Source organism: Gemmatimonadota bacterium (genome assembly GCA_026705765.1).
Classification (GTDB): Bacteria; Latescibacterota; UBA2968; order UBA2968; family UBA2968; genus VXRD01.
The window spans coordinates 1-26,496 of sequence record JAPPAB010000187.1 but is presented as its reverse complement, the minus strand read 5'-3'; the positions used below and the strand labels follow the sequence as shown (position 1 = coordinate 26,496).

Here is a 26,496-nt window from a genome sequence, read left to right as displayed (position 1 = left end):
TATACACCTCGCAATACTTCGATAGTGCCTGCACATGGTTAAAACCCGAAAGGGACGCCCCGCTATTCGACGCCATCACTTTCTCGTGGTCGTGATACGGGTGTGACACATAAATTTTCATCTTTCACCTCGTTTTTTACCTTGCACCGCTGATTCTATAAATTCTCGCGTTTGCTCGGCACCATCCAGAGATAGATGGTGTTCGGGCACAGAACCCTCGAGCATTTCGGCAATAGCTTTTGCCATCTTTCCCGCACCGAGTTGATCGGGATGTATCACCTGTGCAATGCCCAACCCCATCAACTGCTGTGCGCGAAATTCCTGATCATCCATCGCAATGCTCGGAACCAGAATCGACGGGACCTGTGTCTCAAGCACATTCATACAGGTATTGTAGCCCGCGCGACTAATCGACAAATCCGCGTGTTTCATCCACACCAAAAAATTGGACGTAAAGCGCTCAATGCGAAACGGGCCATCACCACATAACTCGCGCAAAGCCTCAAAATGCGTTTCATCGATAAACGCACCGGCAAAAATCACCATCTCGCGTCCAGCGTGTGCATCCTCCTGGTCTAATTGTTTCCACGCTTCAATACACGGCGCAACAAGCGCAAGCCCTTCAGTCCCACCCCCAGCACTGACCAGCACATACCGATCAGGCGCACGACCAGGCCGAGATGCGTCCTCGAGTTTCTCAGAAACAAACCCCGTATAAATGATGGGAATACCGATATCAGCAACCCAGGGAAAGTGATCTTTCAACCGCGACAGTTTGGAATCGCCATGCACCAGTACCGCATCGAAATACTGATTCAACACGGGCACAACCTCCTCGTAATACCGCCGATTAAAAGCCAAATACTCGTGATGTATCCCACCAAAAGGCACCGAATAAAACCGCATTGCGTCCCCATCGCGTCTCTGAACAAGCGCGACAGTCGGTTGCAATTCATCGCTCTTTGCCCGTGTGGGAATATCCCGCAGCGAACACAACACCTTCGCGCCGGGATTGACCTCATTGAGTCTGATTATTGTATTGAGGATCTCGCTCTTGAGCGACCACCGGGAAAAAGGAAAAAACTCAACACAAAACACATCGGGATGAATCTGTTCCATCGCTTCGGAAAGCCTGACCTGACGCTCGCGCATCACAGTCTGCAAGTCGCGTTCTGTATCAACAGACTCAAGACCCTGTGCGCCCGCGCGAAGCGGCGGCAGGGGAATACGCACCACTCCTTCATCGAGATCGGCCTCGGGAATTGGTCTCCCGCCATCGATGAAAAACACATCGCATGTTTTGACCAACGCATTGACAATCTGTCGATTGCGAAAATGGTGCCCCACGCCAATGAGATGCTGGCTATAAAATGCAACCGTAGTATTTTTCAAAACTTCACCCCTCTATCATCGCGGACATCCCTGCCGCATTAACACGAGTGCGATTTGCACACAGCATATCCTGCAAATACCGTGCCCATTTTCGAAAAAAACAAAAAAAAGTGCCTCAGAATATTCTAAGGCACTAAAAAACAAGGATATATAATTTGCGTTAGCAGACCTGCGCTTGCTAACTATTTAAAGAAAGATGTTCATTTTGTTCCATTTCAATTTTTAAAAGTGAAAAAAATACCTCTGTCCGACACTGATATTTATTTTTTTTAGAGGGTTGGTCCTCGCATTTCCCTGGCTTATAAATCATCCAGTTCACTCCCATTCCACAGTCCCAGGCGGTTTGTGGGTAATATCGTACCCCACGGCAGCGACACCGGGCAGATCAAGTATCTCATCCGCCATATCGCGCACCAGATTGTGGGGCAACTCGGCAAATCGCGCAGTCATAAAGTCCGGAGTTGTAATCGGGCGCAAAATCACAATCTCATCTTGTCCATCTGTCGTCAACGGCGCCAGAACAGTCGGCATCTGAGACACAGCAGGCATAAGACCTGCGCGGTCGAGCACGCGCATAGCAATCGCATCGGCCTCCCGCAAAACATCGAGCCGCTGATAGGTCAAAAATGCGCGTTTGAGACGCAACCCGGGCAACACATCTGGCGCAATAAGACAAACCACGCGATTAACACCCGGCACGCTATTGGTAATCCGCGTTGACAAATCTTCGAGCACGCGCCAATCGCCATTGCTTTCGGCTGTGAAACCCGAAACAATCGCGGGATGCGAGTACGTGCGAAAATCGCCCTGAACGCCCACACTTCTAACGGGCAAAACCCGCAATTGCAAACCCGCCTCAGAAGCGATCTCAGCAGCAGCCCGCTCAGATGCTGCAATATCAACCCCATCCACTGCACCATCTGAGCACAAACAGCGCACAGCCAGACCGGGACCGGGAAACGGATGTCGCCACACCAGATGATTGGGCAACCCCAACTCGCTCCCCAACTCGCGCACCTCATCCTTGTACAACTGCGCCAAAGGCTCGACAACCTTGCCCTGTGCAATCAACTCATCGATCAAATCAATGCGATTGTGGTGCGTCTTAATCAACGCCGCGTGCTCTGTCCCTCCCGATTCTATGGTATCGGGATAAAGCGTACCTTGCCCCAAAACCCATTGATCTGCATCCAAATGCAAGTGCGCCATTACCTCGTCCTTCACCTGCAGAAATGTTTGTCCAATCGCCTCGCGCTTTGCTTCTGGATCGACCAGACCCTCCACACCCAATAAAAAATCGTCACTGGCATCCACGACAATCAGATTGTCAAACCCCTCCTTTTTCAGAAAAACCTCCACCGCAGCCGTCTCGCCCTTTCGCATAAAACCATTGTCAATATGCAATCCCAACACCCGATCTGCGCCCAGCGCCCTGTTAAACAGCACAAAAGCCACCGAAGAATCGACCCCGCCCGACACCAGCAAAAACACATTGCGATCTCCCACCTTCTCCCGCATCTCCTCCATAACCACCTCGGCATAATTGCCCATAGTCCAGGTTCGAGGCGCATCGCATATCGTTAAAAAATTATCGAGAATATCCAATCCGCGCGGCGTATGTGCCACCTCGGGATGAAATTGTAAACCGTAGATTCGGCGTTTGACATCGCCAACCGCTGCAGAAGGACAATCCTCGGTCGCCCCCAAAATTTCAAAACCCCTGGGCAACGTTGCGACCACATCACCGTGGCTCATCCACACCACCTGGGAATCGCCAAGCCCGGCAAACAAATCCGACCCACCTGCAATATTCAACCTGGCAGAACCGTATTCTCGCACCTCACCAGCAACAACCTCGCCCCCCAAATGCATGCACAACAACTGATGCCCATAACACAGCCCGAGCACGGGCAAATCGGTATCCAGCAATTCGGTATTAAACGCGGGCGGATCGGGATCATATACACTGGAGGGACCACCCGAAAAAATCATGCCCGACGCGCCCTGCAATGTCACAGGATCAACATCCGGCGGGAAAATCTCGGAATAAACCCGCAACCTGCGAACCCGATTGGCAATCAAATGGGCATATTGCCCGCCAAAATCAATCACGGCAATGCCGTCGCGCATAAAAACTCCTTCACACTTCAATAACCGGTAGCCCCGCACCCCACGTCTCCCAAGCAGACACCACTGTATCTTTTGCAGATTTGAACGGCACGGGACAATCGAGTGTATAATGCAACCCCCGGCTTTCGCGCCGGGACAATGCACAGCGCACAGTCAGCGCGGCAACAGTCGTCATATTGCGCAACTCCAGCAATGCCTCGGTAACTTGTGTGCGCTTATAAAATTCTTCGACCTCCTGCACAATCACGCCAATGCGACGGGCTGCGCGCTTCAAACGAAAATCCGACCGCACAATCCCCACGTAATCCCACATCAAACGCTGTACCTCTTGCCGGTCGTGTGATAGCAACACCCATTCTTCTGTATTAAACACATCATCGTCTTGCCATGCCGGCACATCGGGAAAATCGAGCCGCGCATCTATGTGCTGTCGGATATCGGAAAACGCGCGATCAGAAAAAACCAGCGCTTCTAACAGCGAATTGCTCGCCAGGCGATTTGCCCCGTGTAACCCCGTACAGGCGACCTCACCCGAAGCGTAAAGCCTCTCGATATCCGTGCGCCCCTGCGTATCTGTGAACACCCCACCACACATATAGTGCGCCGCGGGCACAACCGGAATGGGCTGCTGCGTTATATCAATGCCAAACTGCAAACACCGTTCATAAATCGTGGGAAAACGTTCCTGAAGCTCTGCGCCCGGACAATGTGTAATATCGAGAAACACACAGGGATCACCGCTCTTTTTCAACTCGCTATCAATCGCCCGCGCAACCACATCCCGAGGTGCAAGCGGCCCCATCTCGTGATAATCGGCCATAAACGCCCGCCCCGCCCGATCCACCAGAATACCGCCATGCCCGCGCACCGCTTCAGAAATCAAAAATGAATCGGCATCCCGGTGATAAAGCGTCGTGGGATGAAACTGCATAAACTCCAAATTGCCCACACTTGCGCCTGCGCGATACGCCATGGCAATACCATCGCCCGTTGCAATGGCCGGATTGGTCGAATGCAAATAAATCTGACCACTCCCACCGCTACACAACAGCGTAAACTTTGCCAAAAAGGTCTTCACCTGTCCATGCACGGCATCCAGTGCGTAAACACCCCAACACTGAATTTTCCCCGGCGTTGAAATTTTCGAACCATACACATGGTGTTCCGTAATCAAATCAATCGCCATGTGATGCTCGTACAACGCGATATTGGGATGTGCTGCCGCTGCTTCGGTCAACGCCCGCTCAATCTCTCGCCCGGTCAGATCAGCGGCATACACAATGCGATGCTTCGAATGCCCGCCCTCGCGCCCGAGCGCGAGATTTTGAGTTGTACGCTGTTCACTCGCCTTCACACCCTCCTCACTCGCTCGCGTAAACTCGGCCCCCCAGGCAATGAGTGCCTTAACCATATCGGGACCTGCCTGCACCACCAGATCCACCACATCTTCGCGGCACAAACCCGCGCCAGCCTGAATGGTATCTTCCCTGTGAAGCGCAAACGAATCGTCTGGATGCAAAACAGAAGCAATACCGCCCTGTGCGTAATTGGTATTGGATTCCTGAAACTCTTTTTTAGTAATCAGGGTAACAGACCCGGTCTCTGCTGCTTTAAGCGCAAATGAAAGGCCTGCAATACCACTGCCAATGACCAGATAATCAGACTTAGAAACCTCAGACATGTCATACCCTACAGGTCAAAAAATATTGAGCCGCGTATTGATAATTCGATACGCGGCAAACATCCTGAAATCAAACTGTGGTCGCCTGGACTCACTTCACAATTTCACGCAAAAAATCTTCCGCCGAATACTCATTGCAGCCCACAGCTTCCATCACCAGATCCAATATCTCACGCCGTGTTCGGCGCCCATAGAGCAAATCTTCCTGTACTTCTCGCGCTTTTCGACTACTCAATCGATCCGCGATCTCCTTAGGCGTCAACCACGCGCTACCCGCTTCTGCCATTTTCAAACCTCGCGATAGTGATCCAATCCTTCAAAAAATTGAACGAAAAAGATACAGAAAAAAAACACAAAGTCAATTGATAGCTCATATCGCCGACATACACACTTGAAAATTTTAAAACAATTGGGTAATTTTGCGTAGCGAAGATATCCATAATGAATAGAAAGGAGATATGACCGTGAATTTTCAACGCCTATTAATTGCAGTCGCCCTCGTCTTTGGAATCGCATTCCCCGTTCAGGCACAGGAAAAACAACCTGCGGATTCGACAAAAGTCGCCAAACGAGATTCCGCAAAAACCCCAAAAAAGGAAACGCCCAAAAAGGACGCACCCAAAAAAACCATAGCCGACCTCACCAAATCCAGCCGCAAGTACCCCGGCCTCTTCACCGTTTATGAAGACACGACCACAGGCGCATTGCAATTGCAAATCCGCGAATCGCAAATCGGCAAAGAATACATCTACTTCACCCACACCGTTAACGCCCCTGTATCGGCGGGAACATACAGGGGCAACTATCGCGGCAGCCGCGTGCTTTCCATTCAGAAGCACTTTGACAAAATCGAAATCATCTCTGAAAACACCGCGTACTATTTCGATCCCCAAAACGCCCTGAGTCGCGCAGCCGAAGCCAACATCAGCCCTTCTATTCTCGTGTCGGAAAAAATTGCAGCACGCAATGACTCCACGGGCAACATCCTCATCAAAGCCGACGGTATCTTCCTCACGGAAGCACTCCATCGCGTCAACCGAACGCAAAACCGCAACAATTTCTCCCTGGGCAGACTCAGCAAAATCAAAACCAAATGCCTATCCATCAAAAATTATCCCAAAAACACGGACTTCATCATCGCCTACACCTATGAAAATCCCAATCCCAAAGGCGGTGGCGACGGCATAACCGATGCCCGCAATGTGACGATCACCCTGCAACACACCCTGATCGAAATGCCAAAAAATGATTACCAACCGCGATTTGACGACCCGCGCGTCGGTTACTTTAGCACACAAGTAACCGACCTGACCTCCAAAAGCGCAACACCTTATCGCGATTTGATCCACCGCTGGCACTTAAAAAAAAGGGATCCCAAAGCCACACGCTCCGAACCAATCGTACCAATCATCTATTGGATCGAAAACACCACCCCAAAAGAACTGCGTTCAACCATCAAAAAAGCGGCTCTCGCCTGGAATATCGCCTTTGAAGCCGCTGGATTCAAAAATGCTGTACATGTCAAAGAACAACCCGATGATGCCGATTGGGAAGCAGGCGATATCCGATACAATGTCCTGCGCTGGACCTCGTCGCCCAATCCCCCATTTGGCGGATATGGACCGAGCTTTGTCAACCCGCGGACCGGGCAAATATTGGGTGCCGACATCATGCTCGAATTTGTATTTCTCACAAACAGCCTGCGCTATGACAAGCTCTTTGACAACGCAGCACCCACCACCGATTCAGACATGCCCCAATACTGTTCCCTGGGCCACGAGCTACACGTATCCAACCTATTTGGCACCCAGACCCTGCGCGTTTCTGGCGCGTCCAAACTTGAAATTGACGCACTGCTCAAAGAGAGCATCTACTATCTCATCCTGCACGAAATCGGCCACACGCTCGGTCTCAGCCACAACATGAAATCCAGTCAACTTCACACCCCAGCACAACTGCACGACAAAAGCCGAACCGGCAAAATGGGCCTCACGGGTTCAGTCATGGACTACCCAGGCGTCAACCTCGCATTGCCCGGTCAAAAACAGGGACATTACTATACCACGCGCCCTGGTCCCTACGATATTTGGGCCATTGAATTCGGATATTCCCCAGGGCGGGACAATATCAAAGACGAACAAAAACGCCTCGAAAAAATACTCGCGCGCTCCACAGACCCCGAACTCCTGTTTGGCAACGACGCCGACGACATGCGCTCGTCGAATCGCGGCATTGACCCGCGCGTGATGATCTACGACCTCAGCAGCGATGCCATTGCCCAGGCCACAGGCCGGATAGAGCTGGTACACGACGTCAAAAATAAAATCCTCGCAAAATACAACACCCCAGGCAACACCTATCACGAACTGAAAACAGCCTACCTCATTCTCACCGCGCAGCATCGCAATGCCGCAACCGTCCTCTCCCGTTATATCGGCGGCATTTACGTCGATCGCGCAGTCATCGGCCAACCCGGCGCAACCCGGCCATTCACGCCAGTAGCTCTCGCCGACCAGAAACGCGCGATGGACGCACTCGCCAAATACGTCCTATCGCCCAATGCATTTGATATGCCGCCCGGACTCTATAACCATTTGCAGGAACAACGACGCGGATTCGGCTTCTCCCGCGCCCCAGAAGATCCCAAAATTCACGACCGCGTAATCGGTATTCAACAGCGCGTCTTCAGCCACCTCTTACACCCGACAGTACAAGCTCGCCTGCTCGACACCGCGCTCTACGGCAACAAATACGCACTATCCGATATGATGACAGACTTAACCGACGCCGTCTTTGCCGCAGACGCCGAAGGCACAGTCAATTCCTTTCGCCAGAACTTGCAGGCTGAATACGTCAATCGACTCACCGACATCATCGACCCCGAAAGCAAACGGATCTATGCATCTCGCGCCATTGCCCTGCACAACCTCAAAGACATACAAAACATGCTCGAAACCAAAAAAACAACCGATGCGAGCACCGAAGCTCACACCGGTTATATCCTCCACATGATTGAACAGGCACTGGATAAACCTTAGACTATGTCCATCACAGACCTGCCCGCGACAAACGCTTTTCTCAACGGACTTTGCACCATCTTTCTTCTGTTGGGATTCATCTATATCAAACGCGGCGACATCAAAACGCACCAAAAATGCATGGTCACATCATTGATCTTATCGGCTCTCTTTCTGACCTCATACCTCATCTATCACAGTCAAGTCGGCTCTGTGCCCTATCCACACCGCGATTGGACGCGCCCAATCTACTTTGCCATACTCATCCCGCACATCATCCTCGCTGCCGTCAACGTACCCTTTATCATCGCGCTTGTCTGGCGAGCCTACAAAGGCGAATTTGATCGCCACCGCCGCCTGGCCCGATGGATTTGGCCCAGTTGGATATTTGTCTCAATTACCGGTGTCGTCATCTACCTGATGCTCTATCAACAGTAGTCAGCACCCAATTTCGAAAGTTGACCGTCATGAAAATCCTAATATCCGGTGCCTCTGGCCTCATCGGCTCGGCACTCAAAACTGCACTGAGTACACGGGGTGACAGCGTCTTATCTCTCACCCGGCGCAATACCCACAACGACAATGAAATCACCTGGGATCCATCTTCTAATACCCTCGATCCCTCGCGCCTCACCAACATAGATGGCGTCATACATCTCGCCGGAGAAAACATCGCCTCCCGACGCTGGACCGCAGCGCAAAAGGCGCGCATCCGCGACAGCCGCGTACAGGGCACCTCCTTGCTCGCCCAAACACTCGCGTCTATATCTCCGCAGCCAAAAGTCTTCATCTCCGCATCTGCCATCGGTTATTACGGCAACCGCAACGACGAAATCCTCACCGAAGACAGCCCGCCAGGAGAAGGCTTTCTCCCCGACGTATCCATCGCCTGGGAAAACGCCGCCAAACCCGCCACAGAAGCTGGCATACGAACCGTTCACCCGCGCATCGGCATTGTTCTATCCCCCGAAGGCGGGGCACTCGGCAAAATGCTCTTGCCCTTCAAATTGGGATTGGGCGGCATCATCGGATCGGGCAATCAGTACATGAGCTGGATCACCCTCGACGACCTGATCTCCCTATTCCTCTTTGCAATAGACCACGAATCCATCAGCGGTGCCATCAACGCCGTATCGCCAACGCCTGTCACCAATCGCGAATTTACCAAAACCCTCGGTCGTGTCCTATCTCGCCCGACAATTTTTCCGCTACCCGCATTTGCCGCCAAACTCGCACTCGGCGAAATGGCCGATGCTCTCTTGCTCGCAAGCACCCGCGTTATCTCCTCACGCCTCGAAAACACCAGCTTCTCCTTTGCCCATCCCCACCTCGAGCCTGCCCTGCGTCATCTGTTATAAGAACACTTCATCTCACCATTTCCGGAGAAATACTTATGGCTTCACCTGAACCCAGCTTCAAAGAAAGCGTTGACCTCATGTTTGACCGCGCAGTAGCAACGCTCGATTTGCCCCCGGGACTGGCCGACCAGATTAAAATCAACAACAACATTTACCTGGTGCGCTTCTTTGTCAAACTCCGCGACAGCTATCGCATCTTCACGGGATGGCGCTCGGTTCACAGCGAGCATCGCCTGCCCGTCAAAGGAGGCATCCGTTACGCACCCACAGTCAGCCAGGATGACGTAGAAGCACTCGCCGCACTCATGACGTACAAATGCGCGATCGTCGATGTGCCCTTTGGCGGTGCCAAAGGTGGGCTGTGCATTGATCCTCGAGAATACAACGGGCACGAACTCGAACTCATTACCCGGCGTTTTGCACAGGAATTGATCAAAAAGGGATATATCAATCCAGCCCTCAACGTCCCAGCACCCGACATGGGAACCGGAGAACGGGAAATGGCCTGGATCGCAGACACGTATCGCAGCCTGCACCCGGAAGACATCAACGCCATCGCCTGCACAACGGGCAAACCCTTTTCACAGGGCGGTATTCAGGGGCGCGTCGAAGCAACCGGGCGGGGTGTATTTTACGGCATCGTGGAATTTTTTAACAACTCAGAAGACGTCAAAAACGCGGGAATGGAAGGCAATTTGGAAGGCAAACGCATCATCGTGCAGGGATTGGGCAATGTGGGCTTTCACGCGACCAAATATCTCGAAGAAGAAGGTGGCGCGCGCATCATCGGCATTATTGAACGCGAAGGAGCAATAATGTCAGAGAAGGGATTTTCGGTTGAAGAAGTCGCTGCTTACCGCGCGGAACACGGTTCATTAAAACACTTTCCAGAAGCCACCTATATTGCAAATGGCAAAAGCCTGCTCGAAGCAGAATGCGACGTACTTATACCAGCCGCTATTGAAGGCCAGATCACACTTGAAAATGCCAGGCGCATCAAAGCGCCAGTAATTGCAGAAGCGGCCAATGGACCCGTCACTTACATGGCAGACAACGTACTGCGCGAAGCCGGCAAAACCATCATACCCGACGCCTACCTCAATGCGGGCGGCGTCACAGTTTCTTATTTTGAATGGATCAAGAACCTCTCGCACATCCGCTTCGGGCGCCTCGATAGACGCCACGAAGCACATCGCGGCGCGCAAATCATCAACGCCCTGGAAGAAATGGTTGGCAAACCCGTCCCCGACCATCTCAAAGCAAGACTCTCCTATGGCTCAGATGAACTGGACCTCGTGCGCTCAGGCCTCGAAGACACCATGAGTACAGCCTATCAAACCATGAGTGAAATCCGCAATTCGCGCGACAACGTGCCGGATTTACGCACAGCTGCCTTTGTCATCGCCATAGAAAAAATCGCACGGGCGTATATCGAAATGGGGCTTTAAAAAAGAAGGGCGAGGCATGCCTCGCCCCTACAATCTGTGTTCATCTGCGTTCATCTGCGGATCACCTTCTGTGCCGCACAAACAATCGCATCTACGGCACCATCAACGCCCAGAAAGCCGGTATTCACTATGACAGAGTACAGATGTGGATTATCCCAGGCCACCTTGTAATGGCGTTTGATGTACGTCCTGCGGCGTTCATCCACCCCTCTCATTCGCCTTATTGCATCCTCGTCGCTGGTCAATTGATCGCGCTCTTTCACCACATCCAGCTTAAAATCCTGCGTCGCCACCACGCGCACATGCAACGTATCTTCGCGACCTTTTAACACTGCTTGCCCACCTCTCCCCAATATGACCACATCGCCCTGATCGGCCAACTGCACCTCCACTTCTGCAGTCAATTTCGCATACACCTCTTCATCCATTGTCGTCAGCGCCTGCTCTTTGTGCTCCGACAACTCGGGCACGGTCGCCGCTGCCCACCACTCGTATTCCGACAACCCCGTCAAGGTATCTGCGTATCCGGGCGTGAGAAATTTTCGCAAAATTCTCAGAGCGGGATGTTCGGGTAGTTCGTCATACCGCTCAACTTCTGACACGGGCACCTGGGCTTTTTGCGCCACCTCAACGAGTAACTCTTTATCTATATTGTGATAAGACAGTGCCTCGGCAACCTTCCGGGCAACCGTACGGCCATCACTACCGTATTCCCTTGAAATAGTGATAACACCCATGGCACGCCTCCTTTGTAAAATGGGGGAATTAGTGCTCAGGCAAAGCCTGCGTACAATGGTTGGGAATCTCACGAATCGCAACTCGTAATTAACGCTTTTAACCGATCGGCAATCGGTTTGATCATATCTCCTGACAAACACATGGGATTAAAAATCAACACGCCATCGTAAACGCCCGATGTACTCACATGAATACTCGGATCACCTTCCATTAACTGCCGCGCCACTTCCACGCCTCTTTCCGCCGGAGAAAGCGCGAGCCGCAAAATGGGTATTGTGCGGTAGGCATCCATGCTAATATCGCACCCCGGCAAATCACTTATCTCATCTGCCAAATTCTGAAGGCACTGCGACCAGCGTGCCTGCCGCGCCTCGTCGCTTTCTGCGACAAACTTTTGCAGTGCAACCATCAGCCCCGCAATCTGCTCTTTTCCCACCTTGCACGGTCGCCCAATCCCGTGCTGCGGCGCACCTGGCAATGCTGATTTATCGATCAATCCAGGAGGTGGGTTCCACAGGTCATAATGTACATCCAGATCCAGATGCTGCAATGCCGCTGATGAAATCAGATCCCGACGACCACACAAAATGCCCGCCCCTTGAGGCCCGCCAATGGTTTTTCCGCCGCTAAAACAAACCGCATCGGCACCCTCGCTGATAAACCGCTTCAAATTTGCCGCTGGCGGCAACTGTCCGGCAGCATCGACAATGACGGGCACACCGCATTTGTGCGCCACAGCCGTCACCTGTGGCAAAGGAGGCTGCGCGAAAGACTGCGCCACGTAAACAATCGCCGCGGTCTGATCGGTTATCGCATCGGCAATTTCCCAGGCTTCTGTATCGCGCACCCCTGCGCCGCTAAATCGGTCTGGAATACCCACCTCAATGAGTGTCACACCCACCGAACGCACCGCGTGATCGTAAAAATTTCGATGTGACCGGGGCATAATCACCTCATTTTTCATCCCCGAAGTATCGGGCAATCGGTTCATCTTTCCCGGATCCATACCCGTAACACATGCCGCCGTTGCGAGCACCAGGCCCGCCGCAGCACCCGATGTCACATACCCGGCTTCGGCACCTGTCACCTCGGCAATCAACTGCCCTGCCCCAGCCTGTAGCTCTGCAATATCTACGCACACCTGCGATGCCTCGCGCATAGCATCGATCACATCCTCATCCATGCGCGCCCCGCTCAAACGCGTAACCGGCCCGGCAGCATTGATAATGGTTCTTACGCCCAACTGTTCAAAAATAGACACCATATGACCTCTCCCTCGATAACCATTTAACGCCTCCACCCCATCAACTGTTTCAACCTCGCGCATCATTTTTTTCTTTATTCAATATGATTGTCCTCATGACCGCTGTCAAGTAGAACTGCCCACCGCAAATCCCTTGCCCGATTTTGTGATGTTCCTTACCATGTGCCGGTCACAACCATCCTATGAATGAGGTAATCCATGCAAATACTCGAAGCCACGCCAAACCGCTTTCAGGGCATTGAACTGGACCCAGCAGCACTGCCGTCTGATCCCGAGGAATTTCGCACGCGCCTTTCAGCATCCCTCCAGGAGTGGAAACGCGAGGCATTTAAGGTCGTCTGGATCAACATCCCCATTGAACGGGCCGCGCTCATTCCAGTGGCAACACAATCGGGATTCACATTTCACCACTCGGGAACAGATTATCTTTTACTCACCAAACGCCTCGAACCCAACGCCCTCATACCCGAATACGCCACGCATTACATCGGCGCTGGTGGAGTCGTCATCAACGAGCGCGCAGAACTCCTGGTCGTCAGCGAATTGCACCGCCGCTCTGAATCGCCATATTACAAACTACCCGGAGGCGCTCTGCATCCGGGCGAACACATTGCCGACTGCGTCCAGCGCGAAGTCTTTGAAGAAACCGGCGTGCGTACAAAATTTGAAAAACTGGTCTGCTTCCGGCACTGGCACGGCTACCGCTACGACAAATCGGACATCTACTTTGTCTGCCGCCTCTCGCCCTTGAGCGAAAACATTTCCATACAGGCCGAAGAAATCGAAGAATGCCTCTGGTTGCCCGTCTCAGAGTATCTCTCCAGTGAAATTGTCAGCACATTTAACAAACACATTGTTAAAGCCGCTATCGAAAGCCCCGGCGTCACCCACATGGAAATCGAAGGCTACTCCGACCCCGAGCGCCACGAAATTTTCATGCCCAATGACATGGCAAAAATATCTAAATCAGGATCAATCAGGATAATCAGGATTGAAGGATAAGCAAAATAAAACCCGCAGGCCGGAAGAATTGAGCGGGGACTGAAAGCAAAAATGATCACATTGAATAAATGGCGACGCGGATTTTCATTCACACCCACTGGGCGAGATGATTTGACCATGTACCTCTGGTTCTACGAGTGGAACATGTTTGAAGCCATACACCCGGGCCAGCACACAGGTGGTGCTCATGTACCGCAAAAAACACTAACTGACGATGCGGGTGTCCTCAAACACCCTGACCTCGGCCTGTGTCTCAACGTCGCAGGATGTGAAAATGGGGCTGACCTGCTGCTCTCTATCACCAACAAAACCGAGCGCACCTGGCCCGAAATTGCCGCGATCATCCCCTGCTTTAACCCCGGCAAACAGCCCGAAGTCTCTGAAACCCGGGCATTTTTTGACGACGACCACGAGCGCACCTGGTTCCTCGCCGAAGAAGGCCTGATCCCCCTCATCCATCGCGACATACACTACAACCACACCTATCGCAACGCAATTAACACTGAAACCGTCTGGTCTGACAAATGGCCCACATCGCCCATCAATGCCACAGGCGGCATTCTGATACGCGAATCCACAGATCGCACATGGGTAGCGGGCATAGCCTGGGCAGACTTTCTATCCGTTCAGGGTCACAACCCCTGGCGCTGCATGCACCAATCGATTCGCGCAGGCGCCCTCGCGCCCGAAGAAACCGCAACCATACGCGGCAAAATCTACCTCTTCGAAGGCACCCGCCACGACTGCATCGAAAAATTTAAATCGGACTTCATATACAAGAGAAATACCGGGGCATAAAACCATCCCGGTATTTCTCTTGTCGGACGCTGATGTACGGGCGGGTTTAAAACCCGCCCCGCTCATACTTTTGCCACGGGGAACTGTATTTCCGTCACATAATCCTTCGGATTGCCATCGGGTCTAAATTGCAAATACACTTCCCGGTTCGGTCCGGTGATCTCATAGCCATTGGCCTCAATCCATTGAACGCCCGCTTTATAGGCCAGAGGAAAACCTTCAAAGCCTCCGTGATGTACCAGACACGCCATTTGATCACCCGGCAACTCGTGAACCCTGACATCATCACCTTCTGGTATGGTTTTTTTAATTGGTATGTTTGCCTCGGGTTTGAAATTTTCATGCCATACCGTAATGCCCGGTCCCGCAAACTGCCCCTTGTGTTCCACTACATGGGCGACAACCCCATTGTACAGGCGGTCCATCACAGAGCCAATGGCAGCAAAGTGTGGAATAGCTTCCTGTTTAGAAGCGACCAGAACCGGATCAACTGTTTTGATAACAACTTCATAATCTGGCATTTTATCCTCCATTTCGATAAGACTCAGTCGGGCTTCCACGCGGGCAATGCGTTCCCGAATGTCTCTGGCGAGATCTTCGAGTTCGACCTGTTTTCGCAAAAGCATATCGCGCAGTTGATCAGCCGAAAGGTCTTCTTGCAGCATTTGATCAATCTGGTTCAGCGACATACCCAGATCTTTGAGCGCCAGCAGGCGATTGAGCCGCGGGAGTTGCTCGAATGAGTAAAAGCGGTAGCCGGTTTGCTCATCGATGAAATCGGATTTGAACAAACCGATTTCGTCGTAGTAGCGCAATGTCTTGACCGGCACATCGACAAGCCTGGAAAATTCTCCAATTTTGAGCATGGATTCTCTCCATGTGATACGGGTGTTTGAAGGCCTTCAACGGACAATATACACCCTCCAGTAACTGGAGAGTCAAGGGCGAAAATAAAAAAATTTAAAAAATGTATTCCGAACTCCTCAATCGCCGTTTTATCGCCCTGCTCATAGTCTCTTTTTTTAGCAGCTTTGTCTCTGCCCCCCTCAACACCCTCCTCCCCGTATATGTCGAAGCGGACCTGCTCGGCACACCCCTCTTTTCCGGGGGATTGCGCGCAGCATTTCTCATTTTAGGCGGTGTCTTTGCCGTGCCCGCGGGCCGCCTTGCCGACACCTGGGGTGTCAAGCCCGTTTACGTCCTCGGCACTTTGGGCCCTATTCTCGCCGGCGTTATTTTTTACAGCGGCGACCCTCTCCTCCTGACTGCCCTGTGTACCGGCATCGGCATTTCCTCTGGATTTAACAGCGCCGGTGGGCAAAGCTATCTCATCAGCGCAGCCCCATCGTCTGTCATCGGCATCGCATCGGCCGGTTATTTTTTGGGCAACACCCTCGGCTCTGCTTCGGGAAACTTTCTCTCTGGCCCCATCGCCGATGCATTCGGATTTCAAATCCTCGGTTTTTGCATCACACTCGCAGGGGTAGTGCTCGTCCTGATGAGCATCCTGGTCCTCCCTGCGATCCCCTCACCAAAATCTGCCGACAATGTTCGCAATCTATCTGCACTTATTCAACTATTCCGCCGTCTCGACGTGTGCCTCCTGCTGGGTATCCGCTATCTGCCCACCAGCTATTGGGGTGCCGTCACTCTCCTCCTACCTCTGCTCATCTTTCGCATTGCGGGCACCAGCACTGCAGCCACGAATTACAGTGCCATCAGCCTGATCATTGCAGCCTGTTTTCAAGTACTCACCGGTCGGCTTTGCGACCGCATTGGGCGCTGGCGCCCCATCCTCGTCTCCGCATCGCTCGTCGCCATCAGCGCCCTCGGCCTCGCCCTGACCGCGCACACCCTTACTGGCATTTATGCCTTTGGCATTCTCGCAACCGCCTCAGCCTGGTCTCTCTCAACCACCATGCCGGGCCTCATACAATTGATCGCCCGCGAAGACGAAAAAGGCCGCGTCGTTGGCGCAGCCCACCTCGCCTGGAGCCTGGGCATGCTCTCCGGCAGCCTCGGCGGCGGAAAACTCATCGACTGGGGTCCCGTCTGGCCCTTTGGCATCTCCGTCTTATTTTGCCTCGGCGCACTCGCCTGCGGTGTGGGCCTCTATCGCCTGCATGGAAAAAACGAAAACCCATTGAATTGAGGAGCCACTATGAACGACCATTCCCTGAAAATCATCGTCTTTGGCGCCCATCCCGACGATTGCGATATCAAAGCGGGCGGCATCGCCATCAAATACGCAAACCTCGGGCACGAGGTAAAATTTGTCTCTGTCACCAATGGCGACGCGGGCCATCACGAAATAGGCGGCGTTGAACTCGCCCGTCGCCGCCGCGCCGAAGCGCAAGCAGCAGGGGCAGTCGCGGGCATCGAATACCACGTACTCGACAACCACGACGGCGAACTTGAACCCACCCTTGAAAACCGCAAAAAAATCATCCGCCAGATTCGCAACTATACGCCGGACCTCATCCTTACCCATCGCCCCAACGACTACCACCCCGATCACCGCTACACCTCCATCCTCGTACAGGACTCGGCATACATGGTCACCGTACCCAACATCTGCACAGACACCCCCGCCCTATCGTACAACCCCGTCATCGCGTACCTGAGCGACAACTTCCAAAAACCGCAACCATTTTCTCCCGATGTCGTCATAGCCATAGACGATGTCATCGAAAAAAAAATCGACATGCTACACTGCCACACATCGCAAATGTACGAATGGTTGCCCTTTAACGCAGGCCACCTCGACCAGGTACCCGAATCGCCACAAAACCGCCGCGAATGGTTGCGGCATCGCCTTACTCAATTTCGCACCGTAGCGGATCGGTATCGCGACCTACTGATCAAATACTACGGACAAGAACGCGGCTCAAAAATCCAATATGCCGAAGCATTTGAAGGCTGTGAATACGGCAGCGCGCTCACAGATGACAACATCCCGGTGCTTTTTCCCTTTTTCTAAACTTCACGGATAAAAATAAGGGCGCGTCAAAACGCGCCCTTTTCTCATATAAAACAGGTAACAATATAGAAAATCTTGACTTTTATTTTGTTTAATATGAAATTAAAAAACACAAGTTTATTTTTAATTTTTCGTTGAAACAGAAACGGCAGAAGGCCATGTCGGATTGGTAGCCAGCCTGTGGCCCTCTGCCGCAACATACAGAGCGAGAATGGTCCAACAAACCATAACCCACTCTATTTTTAAATGTATAGTTTTAAAATTCAAAAATCAAGAGGTAATAATATGATAACAAACCAGGTTGTTTCAGTTCAACTCTTCAGGTAAAGAGATTCGTAAATCGCAACATTTTTCCTTAAAATTTGGTTATGAAAATACATAGATTAAGAAGGGTTTATATTCGCAATATATTATCCGATGTGAACTAAAATTTTTACCTGTATCATGAGGTTTTTTTATGATCAAATCACTTGACCGCACGGGCATCTGGCGAACTTACTCCATAGACAGTGGCCTTCCGGGACAACGCATTGAACACATCGCCGAGGATAGCGAAGGGTATCTCTGGTTCGCCACATGGGACAACGGCGTTAGTCGCTTTGATGGCGACGCGTTTCAGAATTTTACCAAACAGAATGGTCTTGTTAACGACCACGTTTATTTTATTTCAAAGGACAGTCAGAAACGGTTGTGGTTCGGTACATTAAATGGTGTCTGCTGGTATGACGGAGCAGAGTTCCGCCATTTGGAAGATACCGGGATCGCAGGCCGACCTGTCCAGTTCATCTACGAAGATAGTGAAGGGCGTATATGGTGTGGTGGTCACAGGACCCTGGGATATTACGACGGCACTGTGTTCCGCGACATGATTCCCCTCTACCTTCAGCAGTATCAGGAACCACCTTCTCCTGAGTGGCCCAATCAGTGTCGGGGCATAGCCCAGGACCCAGAAGGTCACCTGTGGTTTGGCTTTAACTACCTCATCCGTTTCGATGGTCAATCCTTCCACCGCTATGAAGAGAAAGAGGGGTTTCCGCGAGGCAAGATAAACTATGCTGTGGGGCAGGACCATACCGGTACGGTGTGGGTGGGGCAGCACGAAAGCAAAAACGAACTCTCGTGCTATACCGATGGCACCTTTGAACCTGTTGAGATAAATTTGGGTAGCCCACTGCGCAAAATTCAGAGCGACCGGGAAGGCCGAATGTGGTTTAGCACTTCAGAGGGCGTGCTCTATCAAGACGGTGATGGATTCAGCAGGTTTACCCCTGACGATGGCCTGCCCCATCCCGCAGTCAAAGCTGTGTTGCAGGATCGCGATCATCAGTTCTGGTTCGCCACCTGGGGTGGCGTCGGCCTTTACGATGCACATAGTATCAGCGTTTTCGACTTCAGCTCAAGGGGTTCTAAAAGAGTGAACGAGATCTCCCAGATCGCACAAGATCGGCGAGGTGATATGTGGGTCGGGTATGTAGCTCCCGCTCTCAACCGGCTGGAGAAAAGCGTCTTTCGCTTTGATGGCGAGGACTTTGACTTTGTAGGCACTGAGGATGGCTTTGATATCGACAACTGTTTCGCTATCTACGAGGACTGCGATGGGAACCTGTGGTTTGGTGGCCACAATGGCTTGTTCCGCTACAATGGGAAGAAGATAAAAAAAATGCAAACAATCGCAGGTTTAGGGAAAAGAAGTGTCAGTGCAATTACCCAGGACTCGCAAGGGCGATTCATTTTTGGCCATTGGGAAAGAAACAACATAATCGAAAAAAAAGATCTTCTTGTCAGTCCTTTGAAGATCATTTATCAGCGGGGCGAGGCGTTCCAAACCATTTTTGTAGAAGATAAAAATAAGGATCCTTTCAGCTACATTGGTACTGTGATTGCCGGGCGCAATGGCGAGGTCTATTTTCATCTCATTCACCAAAATTTTTCCGACAACGCTAAGGGTTTCGCGCGCTGGCATCCAGAAGAGGGGCTCAAATTCTATGGAATTGAAGACGGACTGATAGACCACAGGGTCAATAATCTTCTCAAAGACCGCGATGGCAATTTGTGGATCGCTACTCAAAGAGGTCTCAGTTGCTTTGATGGCAGCACCTTCCACAACTTTACGCCTAAAGATGGGCTACCGAGCAATGCCATCCGTTGCTTATTCGAAGATTCGCAAGGCCACCTCTGGCTTGGCACAGACGGCGGCGTAGTTCACTACGATGGCCAGCTTTTCCAGACCATCAAGTCATCGCACATAGGACCGGTGCTCAAAATACTCGAAGACCGCTATGGATCTTTTTGGTTTGGTACAGCCCAAAACACCCTGGTGCGCTACCGCCAGCGACAGACCTCGCCCAGAGTGCGTCTGCTCCAAGTTGTCGCCGATAAGGTCTATGAGAACCCGAAAGAAGTCATTGCCTCTACGACAGACCAACAGGTGACTTTCGAGTATAAGGGGATGAGTTTTTCCACACACCCCAGCGACATGCTCTATGTCTATCGTCTTGAAGGATACGATGCTGACTGGCAGCCCGCCACTCGCAAGATGCGATCTTATTACCGGAACTTATCGCCGGGCGAGTACACGTTTCAGGTCAAAGCAATAGATCGCGATCTCAATTACTCAGAGATAGCACAAGTGCAACTCTCGGTAGAGCCAGATCCGCGTATTGAAGGCCTGACGGCGACACTCAATAACCAGGGAGCTAACGAGTTTATCGGTCAGAGCGAGGTTTTGCAACAGTTTCAATTCCGGCTCAGAAAGATAGCTCCCACTGATCTATCCGTGCTAATTATAGGCGAGACGGGGGTGGGTAAGGGATTGGCTGCGCGGGTGTTACACGCGCAGAGTCACTATTGTAATGGACCTTTTATACAGGTCAACTGCGGTGCACTGTCTGAAACACTGATCGACAGTGAACTGTTTGGTCACGAGAAAGGCGCGTTTACCAGCGCAGAGTCTCGCAGGCTGGGCAAGGTGGAACTGGCTAAGGGTGGCACGCTCTTTTTGGACGAGGTCAGCGATATGGCTGTGGGGACACAGGCCAGGATGTTGCGCTTGCTGGAAGAGGGTACATTTGAGCGTGTTGGAGGTAGCGAGACGCTGAAGATACAGGCACGCATTGTGGCAGCGACGAATCGCAATTTGGAGGATATGGTTAGCGCAGGTGTTTTCCGCGAAGATCTGTATTATCGCTTCCAGGTTTTTCCAATTCTACTACCGCCACTGCGCGAGCGCAAAGAGGACATCCCGCACCTTGCCGAGTTTTTCAAAAATCGCATGGCCACACACCTCGGCAAGGACGTAGCTCCTTTGACGCCAGAGGTAATCGAGGTGTTGCAAACCTGCGATTGGCCAGGCAATGTGCGGGAACTGGAGCATACAATACAGCGAGCCGTAATCGTGTGTCGCGGTTCTCAAATTGAAGTGCGGGATCTGGGACTGCATGGTTCTCGAATCGAAGGCACAGTTCTTGAGCCTAAAAGGCGCACCGTGACAGTTTCTCAAGACCGCGAAGTCGTACCTTTGGATGAATATGAACGTCACTATATTCTTGAAGTGCTCAAAATCACCAACTATCAGATAAGCGGAAATAGGGGAACTGCAGCACTGCTGGGATTGCCGCCTTCTACCCTGTATGGCAAAATGAGAAAACTGGGCATCAAAATTCCTTAAATGGTGTATCATATATTCTTAATATCGGCAATCGCGATATATGGTTAAATACCGCGATATACAGTGACTGGGAATATAAAATTCCAGACTGTTTTCTATATACTATTTTTATACTACTTCAACATAAATAATACTTTATGATTAAGACTGTCTTGTGCAAAATCCACGTTGGCACGGATATTGCATAGTTAAACTTTTTTCGCAAAGAAGAATCTGTGATCCAAAATTTGAACTGTTTTGGGGCTCAGAGAATCAGCCGTGATATTTCTAAGCAAAAACGTCAGAAAGTCCCTGTCGGATTGGTAGGAATGGCCCAGCAAATTATACCCCACTCTTTCTTATGCAAACTAAAATTTTTACCTGTATCATGAGGTTTTATGCTCAAATCACTTAACCAAAAAGGCACCTGGCGGACTTATTCTATAGCCGATGGCCTGGCCGGGATGCGCATTGAACACATTGCCGAAGACAGCGCGGGCTATCTCTGGTTCGCCACCTGGGACAACGGCGTTAGTCGCTTTGATGGAGATGAGTTTCGAAATTTTACGCAACAGGACGGTCTTGTTAATGATAGTATTTATTTTGTTCAAAAGGACAGTCAGAATCGGTTGTGGTTTGGTACCGCAAATGGCGTCTGCTGGTATGATGGATCAGATTTCCACCATCTGGAAGATGAAGGGATTGCAGGCCGTGCTGTGCAGTTCATCTACGAAGATCGTGAGGGGCGTATATGGTGTGGCGGTCACAGGACCCTGGGATATTACGACGGGACTGTGTTCCACGACCTGATGCCGCTCTACCTTAAGCACTACAAGCCGCTACTTCTTCGCAAACAGTGTCGGGGTATAGCCCAGGACTCGGAAGGTCATCTGTGGTTTGGCTTTAACCATCCCATCCGCTTCGATGGCACATCCTTCCATCGCTGTGATGAGAAAGACGGTTTTCCGCAAAGCGATGTAAGCTATGCGGTGGGACAGGATGATACCGGTAATGTGTGGATCGGGCAGCGTGGACCTCAGAACGGACTCTGGTGCTATACTGACGACAACTTCCAGCCTGTTCAAGTCGATTTGGATAGTCGTCTGCGCAAAATTCAGTGCGACCGTGAAGGGCGGATGTGGTTTAGCACTTCTAATGGGGTGCTCTATCAAGACGGTGATGGGTTCAGCGAGTTTACCCCTGCCGATGGGTTGCCCCATCCCGCTGTCAAAGCCGTGTTCCAGGATCGCGAATATCAGTATTGGTTTGCTACGTGGGGTGGCGTCGGTCTTTACGATGCGCATAGTATCAGCATTTTCGACTTCAGTGCAAGAGCCTCTGAAAGCGTGAGTGAGGTCTCGCAGATCGTGCAAGACAGTCGCGGTGATATATGGGTGGGGTCTGTGTCTCCTGTTTTTAAATATCAAAGCAATAGCGTCTTTCGCTTTGATGGAAAGACCATTGACCTGATAGGCCCTGAGGATGATTTTGATATCAATAACTGTTTTGCCATCTACGAAGACCACGACGGGTATCTGTGGTTTGGCGGCATCAATGGCTTATTCCGCTACGATGGGCAGAAGCTGAAAAAAATGCAAACAACCGCAGATTCAAGCAGTATTTGTGCAATTGCCCAGGATCGGGAAGGTCAATTTCTCTTTGGTCATTGGGACAATAAAAAAGACAAAAGAAAAAAAGACCTTTTTGCCAGTCCATTGAGACTTACTTATCAGCGGGGCGAAGAGTTTCAAACCATTTTTTTAAAAGATAAAACTCAGGATCCTTTCAGCTATATCGGTACTGTAATTGCCGGGCGCAATGGCGAGGTCTATTTTTATCTCGCTCATCAACATTTCTCTGACATCGACAAGGGCTTCGCACGCTGGCATCCCAAAGATGACCTCAAATTTTACGGGGTTGAAGACGGGCTGATCGATGACCGGGTCAGTGACCTGCTATTAGACCGCCATGACAACCTGTGGGTGGCTACCCAGGGCGGTCTTGCCTGTTTTAATGGTAGCGCCTTCCAGACCTTCACGACTGAAGACGGTTTGCCGAGCAACCGCATCCGTTGCTTATTCGAGGACCGGAAAGGCCACCTCTGGCTCGGCACAGACGGCGGCGTGGTTCACTACGATGGACAGCTTTTCCAGACCATCAAATCACCGCACATAGGACCGGTGCTCAAAATACTCGAAGACCGCGATGGCGCCTTCTATTTCGGTACAGCCCAAAACGCTCTGGTGCGCTACCGTCTGCGGCAGACTACGCCCAAGATTCGCCTGCTTCAGGTCGTCGCCGATAAGGTCTATGAGAATTTAGGAGAAGTCGTATTGTCCACGACAGACCAACAGGTAATTTTCGAGTATAAGGGGATGAGTTTTTCCACACACCCCCGCGACATGCTCTATGTCTATCGTCTTGAAGGATACGACCTCGACTGGCAACCTGCGACACGAAAGACGCGGGCCTACTACCGGGACTTGCCGCCGGGAGACTACACGTTTCAGGTCAAAGCGATAGATCGCGATCTCAATTACTCAGAGATGGCGCAGATTCAACTCTCGGTAGAGCCAGATCCGCGTATTGAGGGCCTGACGGCGACACTCAATAACCAGGGAGCTAACGAGTTTATCGGTCAGAGCGAGGTTTTGCAACAGTTTCAATTCCAGCTCAGAAAGGTAGTACCCACTGATCTGTCCGTGCTGTTTATAGGCGAGACGGGTGTAGGCAAGGGATTGGCTGCGCGGGTATTACACGCACAGAGTCCCAATAGCGATGGTCCTTTTATCCAGGTCAACTGCGGAGCGTTGCCAGCAACGCTGATCGACAGTGAACTGTTTGGTCACGAGAAAGGCGCGTTTACCAGCGCAGTGTCTCGCAGGCTGGGCAAGGTAGAACTGGCGAAGGGTGGCACGCTCTTTTTGGATGAGGTCAGCGATATGGCTCCGCAAACACAGGTCAGGATGTTGCGATTACTGGAAGAGGGTACATTTGAGCGCGTTGGAGGTAGCGAGACGCTGAAGGTGCAGGCACGCATTGTGGCAGCGACCAATCGCAATTTGGAGGAACTGGTCAGTTCAGGTGCCTTCCGCGAGGACCTGTATTATCGTTTCCAGGTTTTTCCAATCTATCTCCCCCCCTTGCGCGAGCGCAAGGAGGATATCCCGCACCTTGCCGAGTTTTTCAAAAATCGCATGGCCACACACCTGGGTAAGCAAATAGTTCCCTTAACGCCGGAGGTTATCGAGGTGTTACAAACCTGCGATTGGCCAGGCAATGTGCGGGAATTAGAACATACGATACAGCGAGCCGTAATCGTGTGCCGCGGTTCTCAAATTGAAGTGCGGGATCTGGGACTGTATGGTTTCCGAATCGCAGGTCCGGATCTTGATCTTAAAAAGAACACCGTGACAGTTTCTCAAGACCGTGAAGTCGTGCCTTTGGATGAATTTGAACGCCACTATATTCTCGAAGTGCTCAAAATCACCAACTATCGGATAAGTGGGGATAGGGGAGCGGCGGCTATGCTGGGATTACCGCCTTCTACCCTGTATAGCAAAATGAAAAAACTGGAGATCAAACGCCCTTAAATGGTGTATCATATATTCTTAATATCGACAATCGCGATATATGATTAAATATCGCGATATACAGTGATTAAAAATATAAATTTTTCAGACTGACTTTTATATCTTCTTTTTTAACTACTTAAATATAAATAATACTTTATAATCAAAATTATCTTGTGACAAATCACGTTGGCACGGATATTGCATAGTTAAAATCACATTAAGCATCAGCCGTGATATTTCTAAGCGAAAACAGCAGAAGGTCCCAGTCGGATTGGTAGTCAGCCTGTGGTCTTCTGCCACAACATACAGATCGAGAATGATCCAACAAACCACAACCCACTCTTTTTAAGGAGGAATGACTTGAAAAAGATAACCGGCATACTCGGGTGGCCAGCACACATCGTTGTGATCGCCATCCTCATCGGGCTAAATAGCCTTCAAGACCCGCCCACAGTTTCTGCTGCCCAGGAAGACTCGCCCGCGGCTGCTACCAAGGTCCCTGCTGACACGGCCAAATTCTACCTCGACTGTCCGGATACGACAGTCGTGGAAGGCGAATCCGTAGATGTATTCCTGGTTCGGGTGACCAACCACGAGCACAGCGCAAACTTCGGTGCGTACTGGCAGACCAGACCGGGAACGGCTGACTCTACCGACTACGTGCATCAGGACTCAGATGTGGTATGGAGCAATGATTCCGAGCGAAATGCCAACCGAGCAAAACGCACCTTTCGAACTAGACAAGACAGCGTGCTCGAGGGCGACGAGACTTTTACCGTACGCTTCACTCCTACAAGCAACGTTGTTGATATGAGTAATCCGGAACGCGACAACAAGTGCGTAATCACTATTATCGACGACGAATTTAAGATTACAGATTTAGACATAGTTTCTACGCCTATCTTGACTGACACTTACGGTCAAGATGAAGTTATTGAGATAGAGGCTACTTTTAGCGGACTATCTTCAGTAAATGTCGAAGAAGGTGAACAAGGACCTGCACTTGGGTTATGGGTTGGTGATAAATGGAAATCTGCACCATACCTCCGTGGCTCTGGCACCAAAAAGCTTGTCTTTGGCTACACAGTTCAATCGACTGATCAGGATGATAATGGTATTAAAATGGATGGGGGCTACCAGGACGATGATGGTACTTGGCATAACTTCCTCAGACATACTAAGATTCACCCTATTGTACTTGGAGTCGTTGCTACTAGTATAGTTCCCTACCGACGTTATTCAGGTTTTTCAGATCAAGCTAGTCACAAAGTAGATGGTGGCATTGATAATATCGTACCTACAGTTTCCAATGTCTCATTTCATACGGACGCAGGTTCAGATTCTACTTTCGCTATTGGTGACGTTGTTATCGCAAAAGTTAAGTTCAGCGAAGTCGTAGGAGTCAGTGGTGGACCAACGTTATCTGTTGTTGTAGGTGCTGATACTGATCCCGCATGAACGGCGCGC

The 26,496-nt window shown here is 51.2% G+C and carries 18 protein-coding genes; 11 read left to right on the top strand and 7 right to left on the bottom strand.

The annotated features are described in order from the left end of the window. Window positions 1-117: 117 nt before the first annotated feature. From OXH16_24010 to OXH16_23995, 4 genes are all read right to left on the bottom strand, one after another. Entirely contained in the window at window positions 118-1,392 is a 1,275-nt protein-coding gene (locus tag OXH16_24010; GenBank protein MCY3684469.1) for a glycosyltransferase, read from the bottom strand. A 315-nt stretch (window positions 1,393-1,707) separates the two neighbouring features. Further along, window positions 1,708-3,522 (bottom strand): glutamine-hydrolyzing GMP synthase, encoded by a 1,815-nt coding sequence (guaA, locus tag OXH16_24005; protein MCY3684468.1) that lies wholly within the window; start codon window positions 3,520-3,522, stop codon window positions 1,708-1,710. A gap of 10 nt (window positions 3,523-3,532) precedes the next feature. Continuing rightward, entirely contained in the window at window positions 3,533-5,203 is a 1,671-nt protein-coding gene (gene nadB / locus OXH16_24000; GenBank protein ID MCY3684467.1) for an L-aspartate oxidase, read from the bottom strand. Window positions 5,204-5,294: 91 nt separating this feature from the next. After that, window positions 5,295-5,489 (bottom strand): hypothetical protein, encoded by a 195-nt coding sequence (locus OXH16_23995; protein MCY3684466.1) that lies wholly within the window; start codon window positions 5,487-5,489, stop codon window positions 5,295-5,297. A gap of 172 nt (window positions 5,490-5,661) precedes the next feature. Between OXH16_23995 and OXH16_23990 the strand changes: the two genes are divergently transcribed. The 4 genes from OXH16_23990 to OXH16_23975 are packed head-to-tail and all read left to right on the top strand — an operon-like array spanning window position 5,662 to window position 11,026. Continuing rightward, the gene (locus OXH16_23990; GenBank protein MCY3684465.1) at window positions 5,662-8,241 is read left to right on the top strand and encodes a zinc-dependent metalloprotease; all 2,580 of its coding nucleotides are present in this window, start codon (window positions 5,662-5,664) and stop codon (window positions 8,239-8,241) included. 3 nt (window positions 8,242-8,244) lie between these two features. After that, window positions 8,245-8,658, top strand: a complete 414-nt coding sequence (locus tag OXH16_23985; protein ID MCY3684464.1) for a DUF420 domain-containing protein — start codon at window positions 8,245-8,247, stop codon at window positions 8,656-8,658. 29 nt (window positions 8,659-8,687) lie between these two features. Then, complete coding sequence (locus OXH16_23980; GenBank protein MCY3684463.1) at window positions 8,688-9,578, top strand: TIGR01777 family oxidoreductase; 891 nt, start codon at window positions 8,688-8,690, stop codon at window positions 9,576-9,578. Between the two features lie 35 nt (window positions 9,579-9,613). Next, a complete protein-coding gene (locus tag OXH16_23975; protein ID MCY3684462.1) occupies window positions 9,614-11,026 on the top strand; it encodes a Glu/Leu/Phe/Val dehydrogenase in 1,413 nt (470 codons plus the stop codon). A gap of 50 nt (window positions 11,027-11,076) precedes the next feature. On the opposite strand, the gene OXH16_23970 is transcribed toward OXH16_23975, so the two are convergent. Next, complete coding sequence (locus OXH16_23970) at window positions 11,077-11,763, bottom strand: cytidylate kinase-like family protein (GenBank protein MCY3684461.1); 687 nt, start codon at window positions 11,761-11,763, stop codon at window positions 11,077-11,079. A 68-nt stretch (window positions 11,764-11,831) separates the two neighbouring features. Then, the gene (locus OXH16_23965) at window positions 11,832-13,028 is read right to left on the bottom strand and encodes an aminotransferase class V-fold PLP-dependent enzyme (GenBank protein MCY3684460.1); all 1,197 of its coding nucleotides are present in this window, start codon (window positions 13,026-13,028) and stop codon (window positions 11,832-11,834) included. Window positions 13,029-13,226: 198 nt separating this feature from the next. Here OXH16_23965 and OXH16_23960 point away from each other — a divergent pair, with 198 nt between their 5' ends. Both OXH16_23960 and OXH16_23955 read left to right on the top strand, forming a co-directional pair. Then, on the top strand, window positions 13,227-14,030 hold the full coding sequence (locus OXH16_23960; protein MCY3684459.1) for an NUDIX domain-containing protein: 804 nt from the start codon (window positions 13,227-13,229) through the stop codon (window positions 14,028-14,030). 51 nt (window positions 14,031-14,081) lie between these two features. Continuing rightward, window positions 14,082-14,828, top strand: coding sequence for a hypothetical protein (locus OXH16_23955; GenBank protein ID MCY3684458.1), 747 nt, complete (start codon window positions 14,082-14,084; stop codon window positions 14,826-14,828). A 62-nt stretch (window positions 14,829-14,890) separates the two neighbouring features. Here OXH16_23955 and OXH16_23950 read toward each other — a convergent pair whose 3' ends face one another. Then, on the bottom strand, window positions 14,891-15,694 hold the full coding sequence (locus OXH16_23950) for a MerR family transcriptional regulator (GenBank protein MCY3684457.1): 804 nt from the start codon (window positions 15,692-15,694) through the stop codon (window positions 14,891-14,893). A gap of 101 nt (window positions 15,695-15,795) precedes the next feature. Between OXH16_23950 and OXH16_23945 the strand changes: the two genes are divergently transcribed. The 5 genes from OXH16_23945 to OXH16_23925 all read left to right on the top strand — a co-directional run bounded on the left by OXH16_23945 (window position 15,796) and on the right by OXH16_23925 (window position 26,487). Beyond that, window positions 15,796-16,980 carry an MFS transporter gene (locus OXH16_23945; GenBank protein ID MCY3684456.1) on the top strand — a complete coding sequence of 395 codons (1,185 nt, stop codon included), beginning with the start codon at window positions 15,796-15,798 and terminating at the stop codon, window positions 16,978-16,980. Between the two features lie 9 nt (window positions 16,981-16,989). Further along, complete coding sequence (locus OXH16_23940; protein ID MCY3684455.1) at window positions 16,990-17,808, top strand: PIG-L family deacetylase; 819 nt, start codon at window positions 16,990-16,992, stop codon at window positions 17,806-17,808. Between the two features lie 457 nt (window positions 17,809-18,265). Next, entirely contained in the window at window positions 18,266-21,475 is a 3,210-nt protein-coding gene (locus OXH16_23935) for a sigma 54-interacting transcriptional regulator (protein ID MCY3684454.1), read from the top strand. A gap of 377 nt (window positions 21,476-21,852) precedes the next feature. Beyond that, window positions 21,853-25,047 (top strand): sigma 54-interacting transcriptional regulator, encoded by a 3,195-nt coding sequence (locus OXH16_23930; protein ID MCY3684453.1) that lies wholly within the window; start codon window positions 21,853-21,855, stop codon window positions 25,045-25,047. Window positions 25,048-25,389: 342 nt separating this feature from the next. Beyond that, entirely contained in the window at window positions 25,390-26,487 is a 1,098-nt protein-coding gene (locus OXH16_23925) for a hypothetical protein (GenBank protein MCY3684452.1), read from the top strand. The last annotated feature ends 9 nt before the right edge of the window (window positions 26,488-26,496 follow it).

Coding starts and splice junctions, on each gene's coding strand:
- guaA (MCY3684468.1), bottom strand. CDS start 3,522: ATGCGCGACGGCATTGCCGTGATTGATTTTGGCGGGCAATATGCCCAT.
- nadB (MCY3684467.1), bottom strand. CDS start 5,203: ATGTCTGAGGTTTCTAAGTCTGATTATCTGGTCATTGGCAGTGGTATT.
- OXH16_23995 (MCY3684466.1), bottom strand. CDS start 5,489: ATGGCAGAAGCGGGTAGCGCGTGGTTGACGCCTAAGGAGATCGCGGAT.
- OXH16_23990 (MCY3684465.1), top strand. CDS start 5,662: ATGACCGTGAATTTTCAACGCCTATTAATTGCAGTCGCCCTCGTCTTT.
- OXH16_23985 (MCY3684464.1), top strand. CDS start 8,245: ATGTCCATCACAGACCTGCCCGCGACAAACGCTTTTCTCAACGGACTT.
- OXH16_23980 (MCY3684463.1), top strand. CDS start 8,688: ATGAAAATCCTAATATCCGGTGCCTCTGGCCTCATCGGCTCGGCACTC.
- OXH16_23975 (MCY3684462.1), top strand. CDS start 9,614: ATGGCTTCACCTGAACCCAGCTTCAAAGAAAGCGTTGACCTCATGTTT.
- OXH16_23970 (MCY3684461.1), bottom strand. CDS start 11,763: ATGGGTGTTATCACTATTTCAAGGGAATACGGTAGTGATGGCCGTACG.
- OXH16_23965 (MCY3684460.1), bottom strand. CDS start 13,028: ATGGTGTCTATTTTTGAACAGTTGGGCGTAAGAACCATTATCAATGCT.
- OXH16_23960 (MCY3684459.1), top strand. CDS start 13,227: ATGCAAATACTCGAAGCCACGCCAAACCGCTTTCAGGGCATTGAACTG.
- OXH16_23955 (MCY3684458.1), top strand. CDS start 14,082: ATGATCACATTGAATAAATGGCGACGCGGATTTTCATTCACACCCACT.
- OXH16_23950 (MCY3684457.1), bottom strand. CDS start 15,694: ATGCTCAAAATTGGAGAATTTTCCAGGCTTGTCGATGTGCCGGTCAAG.
- OXH16_23945 (MCY3684456.1), top strand. CDS start 15,796: ATGTATTCCGAACTCCTCAATCGCCGTTTTATCGCCCTGCTCATAGTC.
- OXH16_23940 (MCY3684455.1), top strand. CDS start 16,990: ATGAACGACCATTCCCTGAAAATCATCGTCTTTGGCGCCCATCCCGAC.
- OXH16_23935 (MCY3684454.1), top strand. CDS start 18,266: ATGATCAAATCACTTGACCGCACGGGCATCTGGCGAACTTACTCCATA.
- OXH16_23930 (MCY3684453.1), top strand. CDS start 21,853: ATGCTCAAATCACTTAACCAAAAAGGCACCTGGCGGACTTATTCTATA.